9 protein-coding genes are annotated in these 13,516 nt (G+C 50.2%); 8 read left to right on the forward strand and 1 reads right to left on the reverse strand.

The features are described from left to right. Positions 1-519: Gfo/Idh/MocA family oxidoreductase (locus tag DXT99_RS26165; protein WP_246001064.1), on the forward strand; the 519-nt coding region annotated here is incomplete at its 5' end. Between the two features lie 297 nt (positions 520-816). Here the strand turns inward: DXT99_RS26165 and DXT99_RS26170 are convergent. Further along, entirely contained in the window at positions 817-1,710 is an 894-nt protein-coding gene (locus DXT99_RS26170; RefSeq protein WP_115568559.1) for an AraC family transcriptional regulator, read from the reverse strand. A 422-nt stretch (positions 1,711-2,132) separates the two neighbouring features. Here DXT99_RS26170 and DXT99_RS26175 point away from each other — a divergent pair, with 422 nt between their 5' ends. From DXT99_RS26175 to DXT99_RS26205, 7 genes are all read left to right on the forward strand, one after another. Next, complete coding sequence (locus tag DXT99_RS26175) at positions 2,133-3,644, forward strand: ATP-binding cassette domain-containing protein (protein ID WP_115568565.1); 1,512 nt, start codon at positions 2,133-2,135, stop codon at positions 3,642-3,644. A 39-nt stretch (positions 3,645-3,683) separates the two neighbouring features. Continuing rightward, positions 3,684-5,339 (forward strand): M1 family metallopeptidase, encoded by a 1,656-nt coding sequence (locus DXT99_RS26180; protein WP_394851351.1) that lies wholly within the window; start codon positions 3,684-3,686, stop codon positions 5,337-5,339. A 142-nt stretch (positions 5,340-5,481) separates the two neighbouring features. Beyond that, positions 5,482-7,812, forward strand: coding sequence for a S9 family peptidase (locus tag DXT99_RS26185; RefSeq protein WP_394851352.1), 2,331 nt, complete (start codon positions 5,482-5,484; stop codon positions 7,810-7,812). A 455-nt stretch (positions 7,813-8,267) separates the two neighbouring features. Then, on the forward strand, positions 8,268-9,224 hold the full coding sequence (locus tag DXT99_RS26190) for a dihydrodipicolinate synthase family protein (RefSeq protein WP_115568561.1): 957 nt from the start codon (positions 8,268-8,270) through the stop codon (positions 9,222-9,224). Between the two features lie 136 nt (positions 9,225-9,360). After that, the gene (locus DXT99_RS26195; protein WP_115568562.1) at positions 9,361-10,815 is read left to right on the forward strand and encodes an aldehyde dehydrogenase (NADP(+)); all 1,455 of its coding nucleotides are present in this window, start codon (positions 9,361-9,363) and stop codon (positions 10,813-10,815) included. A gap of 7 nt (positions 10,816-10,822) precedes the next feature. Next, positions 10,823-11,824, forward strand: a complete 1,002-nt coding sequence (locus DXT99_RS26200; RefSeq protein WP_115568563.1) for a 4-hydroxyproline epimerase — start codon at positions 10,823-10,825, stop codon at positions 11,822-11,824. 1 nt (position 11,825) lies between these two features. Then, entirely contained in the window at positions 11,826-13,073 is a 1,248-nt protein-coding gene (locus DXT99_RS26205) for an NAD(P)/FAD-dependent oxidoreductase (RefSeq protein ID WP_115568564.1), read from the forward strand. The last annotated feature ends 443 nt before the right edge of the window (positions 13,074-13,516 follow it).

Genomic DNA, 13,516 nt, shown 5'->3' on the forward strand with positions numbered 1-13,516 from the left:
TACGGCTCCCCCTTCGCCATCGAGACCTGCCACATCAAGTTCCGCGACTCGGACCTGTCGGCGGAGGTGACGCGCTCGCTGTTCAACACGGCGCGGCAGTACCGGGAGAGCTTCGACGTGTACGGCTCGAAGAAGAGCTTTGAGTGGACGCAGATAGAGCACGAGGACAGCGTGATACACACAGGCGAGACGCCGGAGCGGGTGAAGATTCCGGACTACGCGCACCTGCTGCCGGAGGAGATTCAGAACTTTACGCAGGCGGGGGTGTATGACTCGGACGACAACCAGCACCTGTCCTTCATCCAGGGGGCGGGGCACGGCGGCTCGCACCCGCATCTGGTGCACGAGTTTGTGAGCGCGCTGGTGGAGGGGCGGGAGCCTTACCCGAACGCCCGGCAGTCGGCCAACATCACCTGCGTGGGCATCCTGGCGCACGAGTCGGCCATGCAGGGAGGCAAAATCATGCAGATGCCGGAGTTTACAATGGAAAAGGCAGGTGCGGGTTCAGTGGGGTCTTAAAGTCATAAAGAGAAGGGCAGGCTGACAGGTGTGGCAGCCTGATTAATTTAGAATGGCATACGTGCAGGGGGTAAACAATTGTAACAGGATTTCTGTATCCGCTGTATTTCAGAAGCCATCTTTGATAATCCACGTTCCATAGCTAAAAACAAGTATAGCTGCCATCCTTAAGTGGCAGCTATACTTGTTTTTAGCTGTTGCGAAATAGTTCTGATTAATGGGGACTGTACAATTGTTCCGGATAAGTTTTGTAATGTTAGAGAGAATAAGAAGCTAGTTTTCTTTCGTAGCGGAACCTTAGGCTAAAGGCAGCGGGGAGGGGTATTTCTCCCTGTATAGCTTTACATATTCTGAAGGGGTGTAGGAGGTAATTTCCTTAAACTGACGGTTGAAGTAGGAAATATTATCAAAGCCAGACTCTAAAGCCGTTTCCCGAATATTCCATCTGTCCTCTATCAGTAGCCGGCAAGCATGGCCGATGCGAATTTCATTTAAGAAACTGGAGAAGGTCTTGCGGGTGTGCTGCTTGAAATAACGGCAGAAGGCATTGACGCTCATGTTGGCGATGTTAGCCGCCTCCTGTAGCTTCACCTCCTCCGAAAAATTGTTCATAATGTACTTGAACACATCGTTGATCTTCTTGCTGTCGGTGTCGTTCTGCGGTCCGTCGAAGCCCACGGAGGAAAGCGGCTCCAGTTCCTTGGACAACGAAAGCAGGTTGAGAATATTGAAAAGCTGAATGAACCGCTCAAAGCCCTTCAGGTGGAGCATCTGTTCGACCAGGGCCGTTACTTGCTTTTTTGTTTCGCCCTTGATACGAAGGCCCCGCTTGCTGGCGAGCAGCAGCTTATGAAGAGGATAGACTTCAGGTAATGAAAGGAAAGGTGCTCCGAACGATTCCATCTGGAAAAACAGGGAGATGTTCCTGGCTTCAAGGCCGGCATCTTCCTCGTAGTACTTTTTGTCGTTGCGGAACACGTGCGGAAGATTAGGACCCAGGAGCAAAATGTCTCCTGAACTGAAGCTGCCAATGCTATCACCGATAAAACGCGTTCCTGAACCCTCGCAGATAAACATAATCTGGACTTCAGGGTGGAAATGAAGGTTATCGTAAAAGTGAGGCTGTTCCTCATACTGCACGCGTATGGTTTCGCCTGAGGCTTTGGGTATTTGAAAGTGTACGGGTTTCATGGCTCCTTTTGTTGATTTACAACAATGTTACCCATAAGTTAAGGAAAAAAGGAATAAGGAGGTAGCAGAGAGCTTTTTCAAAATGATGAAAGCTCAAGGTGGTGTACCATGAATCGTTCAAAACCAAAGACCAGAACAAGCTGGCTATATTTTAAGCATATGGACATCTTCTACAACAGGAAAAGTAGGTGCTCTGTATTGGGTTGTATGACCATTCGCCAGTACGAAGGTCTTCCAAAAAGCAATGGCTGTCTGAAAAAGACTACAGTAAAACCTCTCAATTCCATTAAAGTAGTTGTAGGCTTTCCGGATATTTATGCTTTCTTGTGGTTAAGGTTTCCCGACGGAGTAGTATGAAGGCGGGGGAGTTTTATAAATGGGAGTGTTGTCTTGACCTACTATAATTCAAAAACAGCGTGAAAGTGAGTGACGTTATTTTGTCTTTCGAAAATATAGCGGTTCGTTCCCAGGGGCAAACTGTTCTGAACAATACTACTTTTGAAATAAAGAAAGGGGAACACTGGGTACTAATAGGCGACAACGAAACAGGAAAACACTTACTGTTAGACGCGATTGCAGGAAATGTTCCTATCGTAAGCGGGAAGGCACACTTTGGCTTTTTTGAGCAGTACCAACAGGAGAACCCGGCGCAGTCCCCCCGTTTTCTATGGCAAAAGCCTGTTAGTTTCGTTTCATCACGACACAGTTTCTCAAGTCTATCCGGTAAAGAGACCTTTTTTTACCAGCAACGGTACAACGCGGCCTATGCCGTAGACGCACCTACCGTGCAGCAACACCTTTCTGAAATCATACCTTTTGCTGATAGCCCCTTCTGGACGTTGGATAGGGTAGTGGTGGCGTTACGGCTGCAGCATCTCCTGGATAAAGAATTGATAAAGCTCTCGAATGGAGAAACGAAAAGGGTGCTTCTGGCTGCTGCCCTGCTGCGCAACCCGTCTGTGCTGCTGCTGGATAACCCTTTGTCAGGGCTGGATGTAGAGTCAAGGCAAAGTTTTAACCAGTTGATAACAGCTATCACCAATTCTGGAATAACAATTGTGATGATCACCTCCCCTGATGAAATACCTGATGCCATCACCCATGTTGCCATCTGGAATAAAGGAAAGGAAGTGAATACGATGTTGAAAAACGAACTCAGCATTGGCGAGCAAAAAAGTGTGCAGCCGGTGGCGCTGGATAAAGCGGATCTCACGTCTCTTCTTTCTGCAACGGCCACCCCGTCTTTTGAAGTGATAGTTAAGATGGAAAACGTATCCATTAAGTATGGCGACAAAACGGTGCTGGATAATATTTCCTGGGAAGTGAAGCAAGGGGAGAAGTGGGCGCTGGTGGGGCATAACGGCGCAGGAAAATCTACTTTGTTAAGTTTGATAAACGGAGACAATCCGCAGGCTTACGCCAATAACATCACGCTTTTCGACAGGAGAAGAGGAAGCGGGGAAAGTATCTGGGACATAAAGCGAAACATAGGCTTTGTCTCTCCTGAGCTGTTTCAATATTTCCCTGGCGGACAATCCTGCCGCGACGTTATTGAGTCAGGCTTTTATGATTCCTTAGGGCTTTTTCAGGAAAGCGACGCTGCAAAACAAGCCATCGCGTTGCGCTGGATGGAGATGTTTAAAATAGAGGCGTTTGCCGCGAAACCTTTCAGCAGCGTAACAGCAACGACACAGCGCCTCTGCCTGCTCGCACGCGCGCTGGTTAAGAATCCGCCCCTGCTCATTCTCGATGAACCCTGCCATGGGTTTAATGCTGGGCAGCAGCGGCATTTCAAAAGCTTAATTAATGCTATATGCGAAGCCGGTAACATGACCTTGATATATGTAAGCCACTACCAGCACGAAATACCGGAATGTGTAACCAAGGTGATTCAACTGGAAAACGGGAGGTGCGTAAGCCCGGCCCTGGCATAAAAACCTACGACCTGAAACACTTTCAAAGAAATAGATACAATGCTACATAAGATGATTGCCAAAGCATGCTGTGTGCTGCTCTTGATTGCAGGCGCAACTGGTGCCTATGCCCAAACCCCTAAATTTACACGCCAGGATACCTTGCGTGGATCTATCACAAAAGAAAGGGCATGGTGGGACCTGACATACTATCACCTGGATGTGAATGTAGACCCCGGCGATAGCACCATCCGGGGAGTCAATACCATACAGTATAAGGTGCTGGAGCCAGGCCGTTTGATGCAGGTGGACCTGCAACCGCCGATGAGCATTGAAAAAGTGGTACAGAACGGGAAAGAGCTAAGCTTTGAAAGAGATGGTAATGCTTACTTTATTCAAATAAGCGAAGATCAAAGAAAAGGGCAGGTTAATAAGCTGGATGTTTTCTTCGGAGGCAAGCCCGTGGTAAGTGAAAATCCTCCCTGGAGTGGTGGCTTGACCTGGAAAAAAGATGCGCAAGGGAATCCCTTTATCGCCAACTCAAACCAGGGCGACGGCGCTAGCTTATGGTGGCCCTGCAAAGACCATATGTATGACGAACCGGACAGTATGCAAATCAGTGTAACCGTACCGAAGCATTTGATGGATGTGTCGAACGGTAAACTCCGGGGAGTTGAAGAGCGAAATGATAGTACGAAAACATTTCACTGGTTTGTTTCCAATCCTATCAACAACTATGGGGTTAACATCAGTGTGGGCGACTATGCCCATTTTTCAGAAACCTATAAGGGCGAGAAGGGAGAGCTGGACCTTGATTATTATGTGCTGAAAGAAAACCTGGACAAAGCCAAAGCACAGTTTAAAGATGCACCGCGTATGCTACAGGCTTTTGAGCATTGGTTCGGTCCTTACCCTTTTTACGAGGACGGCTTCAAACTCATAGAGGTTCCTTACCTCGGAATGGAGCACCAGAGTGCCGTTACCTATGGCAATGCGTATCAGAACGGGTATAGAGGGAGAGATTTAAGCGGCACAGGCTGGGGCCTGAAATTTGATTTCATCATTATCCACGAGTCCGGGCATGAATGGTTTGCCAACAACATCACCTACAAAGACATTGCGGATATGTGGATTCACGAAAGCTTCACAAATTACTCCGAAGGCCTCTTTGTAGACTACCATTATGGTAAGGAAGCCGGCAATGAGTATGTGATGGGTACGCGGCAAGGCATTAAAAACGATAAGCCCATCATAGGCAAGTATGATGTAAACTATCGTGGTTCCGGCGACATGTACCCGAAAGGAGGCAACATGTTGCACACGCTGCGGCAGGTGGTGAACGACGACGAAAAGTGGCGGGATATCCTGCGCGGCCTCAACCGTGACTTCTACCACCAGACCGTGACGACGCAGCAAATTGAGAGCTACCTCAGCAAACACACCGGCCGCGACCTCTCTGCCTTTTTTGAGCAATACTTACGCGATGTCAGAATCCCAAAGCTGGAGTACCAGTTTGCCGGTAATAAACTCAGGTATAGATGGGGCAACAGCGTAGCAGGATTTAATATGCCAGTGAAAGTTTTCCTGAACGGCAAAGAAAAGTGGCTGGAACCCACCACAAACTGGCAGGAACTCAAAGGGTACAAAGGGAAGAATTCCTTAAAAGTTGATCCTAACTTTTATGTAGAAGCTGCCGAGGTTTCTCTTGTACCCTGAGTCATGAACAGGCATCTTACACTGAGGTGCGCCATTATTTCCATGGAGGTTAACATAGTATCATGATTGGTTAGTATGCAGAAGGTGTTTTACCTGTTTTAGGTGCTTATTGCTAAAGCATCAACCCATAAGCAGAAAACCTATGGATACACCTGGCACTTCTACTGGCGTGAATTTTAATATTCCGGCACTGGCACGCGCTACTACGCTTCATTCATGGCTGCTCGTCGCGCTGTTGTTATGCTGCTCACCCTCTCTGATGGGGCAGGGCACGCGGGAGGATTACCGGCGGGCCGAGGTGCAGAAGGAAGCCATGGAGAGCAAAATCTATAATGCCCCCAGGAGTTTCCATTGGCTTAAAGGAGAAGAGAAGTTCTGGTACATCAATACCACTCCGCGTGGCAAAGAATTTGTCTTGGTGGACGCCGTGAAGCGCACCAGAAAGTCGGCTTTTAACCAGGAGCGGCTGGCCAAAATACTCTCTGCGGCTACGGGCAAAGAGGTATCTCCTTACAAACTGCCTTTCTCCTCTATTACTTTCTCCGATAAAGGGAAAGAACTGGGTTTCGAGCATGGGGGCAAAGCATGGGGCCTGTCACTGGGGTCCTACAAGCTACGCGAGAAGGGAGAGGCAGAGAAACGGCCGAACAGGTACTGGGGAGGGGCCAGGGATGAACTAGGTAACGAGCCTGTTGCCTCGCCCGACAGCCAGTGGGTCGCCTTTATCAAAAATTACAACGTCTACGTTAAACCTTCTGATCACAACAAGAGCAAAGAAGAATACCAGCTGAGCTACGATGGCTCTTCAGGAGAACACTACTCCTCATACATCTCCTGGTCCCCTGACTCAAAGAAGCTGGCCACCAACAAAGTGCGCCCGGGGCAGGAGCACCTGCTCTACCTGCTGGAGTCGTCGCCGGAGGACCAGTTGCAGCCTAAATTACAAACGCGCCATTACCTGAAGCCAGGTGATGCTTTGCCACAGAAGTCCCCGCAGCTCTTCCTCTTCGATTCAAAGAAACAGGTAAGCGTGGACCCTTCGCCCTTTGGCCCCGGTGAGCAGTACAGCCTCTCCAACCCGAGCTGGCGCAAAGACGGCCGCGCCTTCACCCTGGAGTACAACCAGCGGGGGCACCAGGCCTATAAGGTGCTGGAAGTGGACGGGCAGACAGGAGCGGTACAGGAACTCATCAAAGAGGAAAGCAAGACCTTTATCGACTACAGCGGCAAGAAGTACCGCCACGACGTAGCCGACGGCAAGGAGATTGTCTGGGCCTCGGAGCGCGACGGCTGGAACCACCTCTACCTCTACGACGGAGAGACGGGTAAAGTGAAGAACCAAATAACCAAAGGCGATTGGGTGGTGCGTGAGGTGGTGCACGTGGACGAGGCGCAGCGGAGCATCATCTTCGCTGGCAGTGGCAGGGAGCAGAACCAGGACCCGTACTTTATACAATACTTCAAGGTAAACTTCGACGGCAGCGGTCTGGTGCCGCTTACCACGGAGAATGCCAACCATAAAGCTACTTTCTCGCCGGACCACAAATACTTTGCAGACAGTTATTCCAGGGTAGATAAGGCGCCTGTCACGGTGCTTCGAAATGCTGCCGACGGCAAGGTTGTACTTGAGGTGGAAAAGCCGAACACGGCAGGGCTGTATGCGGCGGGCTGGAAGGCCCCGGAGGTGTTCACTTCCAAGGCAAGAGACGGCAAGACAGATATCTGGGGTATCATTATCCGGCCCAGCAACTTCGACCCGGCAAAGAAGTACCCGGTTATCGAGTATATCTACGCCGGGCCCCACAGTTCTTTTGTACCTAAATCGTTTGGTTCTTCCCGCCATCTGCATGAGCTGGCGGAATTAGGTTTTATTGTGGTACAGCTGGATGGAATGGGCACCTCCAACCGCTCCAAGGCTTTCCAGGACGTGTGCTGGCAGAACCTGAAAGACGCCGGCTTCCCCGACAGGATGGCTTGGATAAAAGCGGCGGCCCAGAAGTACCCTTACATGGACACCGACCGGGTGGGTATATTCGGCACCTCTGCCGGTGGGCAGAGTTCAGCAGGTGCACTGCTCTTCCACCCCGACTTCTACAAGGTAGCTGTCTCCTCCTCTGGCTGCCACGACAACCGCATGGACAAGATATGGTGGAATGAGCAGTGGATGGGCAAACTCGGCCCTCACTACGCAGCTTCCTCCAACGTAGAGAACGCACATAAACTGCAGGGCAAACTCATGCTGATTCTGGGAGAAATGGATGATAACGTAGACCCTGCCTCCACACTGCAGTTGGTCAATGCCCTGATAAAGGCAAACAAGAACTTTGACTTCCTGATGATACCCGGGGCAGGACATACCTCAGGCGGGAATTACGGTGAGCAAAAGCGGCGGGATTTCTTCGTTAAGCACCTGCTCGGGGTGGAACCACCGGAGTGGGAAAAAGCTGCCGATGATTCATCTGCCAAATTATAAAGTAATGTGCGGGTTTTGAGTTAGCAGGTGCTATATGCTAAGACAAAGGGAGAGAAATAAATGAGATTCTGCTGCATTCACTAAAGCACAGTCTTTCTTTTCTCCAGGCAAAAATAAAGGCTAATAATGTCTGATTCTTTACTAAGAAATTGTAATTTAAGAAAGGGTTCCTTGTCTTGTTTATGTTGATTTACAACAATATTACCCGATAATGAAGGGTAAAACAGGATACGGTGGTAATATAGTGTTACGAAAGGGTGAAATACTGAAAATAAAGGAGCGGGTAACGTGTTAGCTTTGCCTATAACAGGAGAGCATATATCAGCTTATAAGCAGAGCTTCAAACGCAGGCTTCGTATCACCTGTAATCATACATTCCCGCTTACATCACCAAAGCTTAAATAGTTAAATAAGCGAGGGAAAAATATGTCATCTACAACAAAACAATCAGACTTATGAGAGTAGAATGGGAGGGAGTTTTCCCGGCAGTGACCACCAAGTTCACATCAGACGACAGGCTCGACATCGACGCCTTTCTCCACAACATCAACGCGCAGCTCTCGGCCGGCGTGAACGGCATCATCCTGGGCGGCACGCTGGGGGAGGCCAGCACACTGAGCGATGAGGAGAAGGCGGTGCTGGTGCGGGAGACGGTGGCCTTCGTGGAGGGCCGTGTGCCAGTCATCCTCAACATCGCCGAGCAGACCACGGCGGGTGCCATCGAGGCGGCAGCCGTCGCCGAAAGGAACGGGGCCAGCGGGCTGATGCTGCTTCCGCCCATGCGCTACAAGGCAGACGCCCGGGAGACGGTGGCCTACTTCAAGGCGGTGGCCGCCTCCACTGACCTTCCCATCATGATATACAACAACCCCATCGACTACCGCATCCTGGTGACGCTGGACATGTTCGCCGAGCTGGTGGAGTGCGGGAACATACAGGCGGTGAAGGAGTCGACGCGGGAGGTGGGCAACATCACGCGGATGCGCAACCGCTTCGGCGACAGGTTCAGGATTCTGTCTGGCGTGGACACGCTGGCCCTGGAGAGCCTGGTGCTGGGGGCAGACGGCTGGGTGGCGGGCCTTGTGTGCGCCTTCCCCGCCGAGACGGTGGCCATCTACGAGTTGGTGAAGGCGGGTAGGCTGGAGGAGGCGGTGAAGCTCAACCGCTGGTTCTTCCCGCTGCTGGAGTTGGATGTGCACCCCAAGCTGGTGCAGAACATCAAGCTGGCCGAGGTGCACACGGGGCTGGGCACAGAGCAGGTGCGGCTACCGCGGCTGCCGCTGGAGGGCGAGGAGCGCGAGCAGGTGCTCCACATCATTCAGCAGGCCCTCGAGACAAGGCCACAGCTAGAGGACTTTCAGGGTGCACATCAGAAGCAAAGTGTTTTAAAAGATGAGATTGCTGCCGAATAATAGATTGAAATAATATGATAGAGTTTTCTATCATATTAAAAATGAAGTTTATAAGTATATTTTGTGGGCTTGGGCATGCTATAGGCAGCTTAAGCCCGCAAGATTTTTACACGAATTGTAATTTTAATTGTAGGATATGCCAATTGAACAAGTACTTCTCCAGTCAGAAGAAGCATTCAAAATATATAAAAAAGTTTCAGCCAGTACGAAGGCTAGTTTACTAAGAGAAGTTGCTGCCGAGATAGAAGCACTTGGTGATGATCTCATACAGACAGCAAGTATGGAGTCTAACCTGCCTGCAGGCCGCCTGACGGGTGAACGTGGAAGGACGATGAACCAGCTAAAACTTTTTGCTGAATTACTGGAGGAGGGAGCCTGGCTGGAGGCTACCATTGACACTGCTTTGCCTGACCGCAGCCCTTTACCAAGAGCGGATCTTCGCAGAATACTGCTGCCCCTCGGGCCAGTGGCTGTGTTTGGGGCTAGCAACTTTCCCTTAGCTTTTTCTACTGCAGGTGGAGATACGGCTTCTGCGCTTGCAGCGGGTTGTACGGTCGTATATAAAGAGCATCCGGGGCATCCTAAAACATCACAGTTAGTATACAGCGCTATCCAAAAAGCTTTGCGTACCTGCAACTTGTCAGAGGCTGTTTTTCAGCATGTGAGCGGCGGTATAGAAGCAGGCCAAGAACTGGTAAGGCACCCGAAAACAAAGGCTGTTGCTTTCACAGGTTCTTACAAAGGCGGGAAATCTATATACGACTTAGCATGCCAGCGGGAGCAGCCCATTCCTGTTTATGCCGAAATGGGAAGTATAAACCCCATTTTGGTGCTACCCGAAAAAGCCGAAGCAGAAAGCCAGCAATTAGCTGATCAGGCGGCGCAGTCCGTTCTGCTCGGCGTAGGGCAGTTCTGTACAAATCCCGGTCTTATCTTTTACCCGGAAACGGACTGTACAACTGTGTTTTTGGAGAGGCTCTCTGAAAAACTGGAAGAGGCTGCAGGTGATAAAATGTTGCACGAAGGCATCTGCGAGAACTACTACAAAGGCTTCAATAAATTAGTCGCTCATGGAGGCATTGAAAAACTGGTGACACCAGACGAAGATGTGCTGACAGGCAAAGCAGCCCTGGCCAAAACATCTGTAAAAGAGTGGCTGCAAAATCCGGAAATGCAGGAGGAAATTTTCGGGCCTTTCACTTTAGTGGTTATCTATAATGGCCTAGAAGAGCTAGAGCAGGCAGCGGAGCAATTACAGGGGCAGCTGACCTGTACCCTATGGGGAAGCAAATCAGAACTCCGGCAGGCGGAGACGCTGACAGATATTATCCGTGAGAAATGCGGGCGCCTGCTTTTTGAAGGCGTTCCGACAGGCGTTGAGGTGTCGCATGCCATGACGCATGGCGGGCCCTTTCCTGCTACCACCGACAGCCGCAGCACCTCTGTCGGTACGTATGCCATCAAGCGTTTTGCACGACCTATTACCTTTCAATCAGCACCGCAGGAACTGCTTCCAGAGGAGCTTAAAGATGCAAACACGCTGTCGATCTGGCGCACAATAAACGGGCAGTTAACCAAGGATAGCTTATAGGATTTCCATGGCAAGAAAAACGTTCTTTTGTATCGACGCCCATACCTGTGGTAACCCGGTCCGGTTGGTGGCCGGTGGTGGGCCAGTTCTAAAAGGAGCCAATATAAGCGAAAAGCGGCAACACTTCCTGCGGGAGTACGACTGGATTAGAAAAGGCCTGATGTTCGAGCCACGCGGCCACGACATGATGTCCGGCAGTATCCTCTATCCGCCTGACGACCCGGCCAATGATATTGCGGTGCTTTATATAGAAACAAGTGGCTGCCTGCCGATGTGCGGCCATGGCACGATTGGCACTGTGACCATTGCGCTGGAAGAAGGATTAATCACTCCTAAAATACCAGGGCAACTGCGCCTGGAGACACCTGCAGGACTGGTAAAAGTGACCTATACGCAGGAGGGTAGCAAAGTAAAGACGGTAAAGCTGACAAACGTAGCCTCCTACTTAGAGGCCGAGGCGCTTACAATCGAATGCCCTGATTTAGGTGAGCTTACCTTGGATGTAGCCTATGGCGGCAATTTCTATGCAATAATAGATCCGCAGGAAAACTTCCCGGGCCTGCAGGATTTCACAGCAGATAAGCTGATTTCCTGGAGCCGCGTTATCCGGAAGCGCATGAATGAAAAGTATACCTTCGTGCACCCCGAGAACGAAACGATAAGAGGCCTGTCACACATTCTCTGGACCGGCGATACATTACATCCTACCTCTACGGCACGTAATGCTGTCTTCTATGGCGACAAGGCCATTGACCGCTCACCATGCGGCACCGGTACTTCGGCGCGTATGGCGCAATGGTATGCAAAAGGCTTGCTAAAGCCAAGGCAGGAGTTTATCCATGAGAGCTATATCGGCTCCATCTTTAAAGGTACGATAGAGGCAGAAACCAGCGTAGGGAATAAGCCAGCTATAGTTCCGGGCATTGAGGGTTGGGCCATTATAACAGGCCTCAACACGATTTACCTGGACGAGGAAGATCCTTATGTACACGGATTTCAAGTGATATAATATGAGCAAAGTTGTTATAGTCGGGGGCGGTATTATAGGTCTTTTTACTGCTTATTATTTAGTAGAAGAAGGTTTTGAAGTTACGATTCTGGATAAGGGAGATTTATCTAACAGTTGCTCTATCGGAAACGCAGGCATGATCGTGCCCAGCCACATTGTTCCGCTGGCTTCTCCCGGAATCATCACCAAAGGACTGAAGTGGATGTTCTCCTCTACAAGTCCTTTTTACATTCACCCAAAGCTTGATTTGCGCCTGGCACAGTGGTGTATGCTTTTCTACAAGTCTGCCACTAAAAAGCATGTGGAGTACAGCATTCCATACCTGAAGAACCTGAGTCTGCTCAGCAAAGGCCTTTACATGAGGCTGGGAGAGCAGCACAACGCAATTGACCTGGGGCTGGAAGAAAAAGGCCTGCTCATGCTTTACAAAACTGAGGCCGCAGCACATGAGGAAGTGGAATTCGCACAGCTGGCGGGGCAGCATGGGTTGGAGGCAGAAGTGCTTTCGAAAGAGGAAGTACAGCAGCTGGAGCCCAATGCAGGCATGGATGTACTGGGCGGAGTGTTTTTTCCGGGTGATGCGCATCTGAACCCTGCCAAGTTGAATACTTTCCTGGTGATGCACCTGAAATGCAAAGGAGTGAAGTTTGTAACCAATGCAGAGGTGCTGGATTTTGCTTTCTCTGGCAAAACGGTTAAATCTGTCGTGACAGACCAAGGCGACTATTCTGGTGATTACGTGGTCATCGCGGCTGGTTCTTGGTCCGGTGAAGTGGCCCGGAAACTTAAAATCGGAATGCCCATGCTGGGTGGTAAAGGCTACAGCTTTCTGGTAAATAACACACCAGCCATTCAGCGCCCGGCCATACTCACGGAGGCGCGTGTAGCCGTAACCCCTTTCGGCGATAAAGTGCGGTTTGGAGGCACGATGGAAATCACAGATGACAGCGAAAACATCAACCTGAACCGCGTGAAAGGAATCCACGATTCTATCTCAAAGTACTATGGAGGCTTTGCGTGTGAGTTTCCGGAAAAGAAAGAAGTATGGAGTGGCCTGCGTCCCTGCTCACCGGATGGCCTGCCCTACATTGGATTTACCGAGCGCTGGAGCAATGTGCTTTTCGGAACCGGCCATAGCATGATGGGCATTAGCCTGGCCCCGGCTACAGGCAAACTGCTCACAGAAGAACTGATGAACAGGAAAGCATCTGTACTAATAGATGCCTTCTCACCGGATAGGTATAATTAAGGTATTTGGTATACTGCGCAATAGCAGAAGTTGGCAGGACAGAAGAAACGGGAATCGCAAAGCGACAACCACTCATCAATTAATAATGATGAGGTAGCTCGAAGCGAAAATCATTTCCAGTTTTCATGTGAGGCGCCTTGTAAATGTTGCGGTGCCGAACGAAGTGAGGCAGCCGGAGCAGAGCGAAGGCAGCTTCAGTTACACAGCGCTGAACAGGAAAACGCGCCCTCGCGGACGTGGAGCGCTAAGTTATATCAATGAAAAAGGTTGATTATGAGGCACTGGATGAGCTGTCACTACGGAAGCTTAGACAAATTTGCTTGCTGGTGAAAACACCATAGCCGTCAGGCTAAGGAGTTGTGCGAAACTATAAGTAGCTGTAGCTTTGCAGGATGGAGGTAAGTGTAGAAGGATTATTAGAAGGCAAGGAAGGTCTGCTCGAG

It is taken from the genome of Pontibacter diazotrophicus, from assembly GCF_003367245.1.
GTDB classification, from domain to species: Bacteria; Bacteroidota; Bacteroidia; order Cytophagales; family Hymenobacteraceae; genus Pontibacter; species Pontibacter diazotrophicus.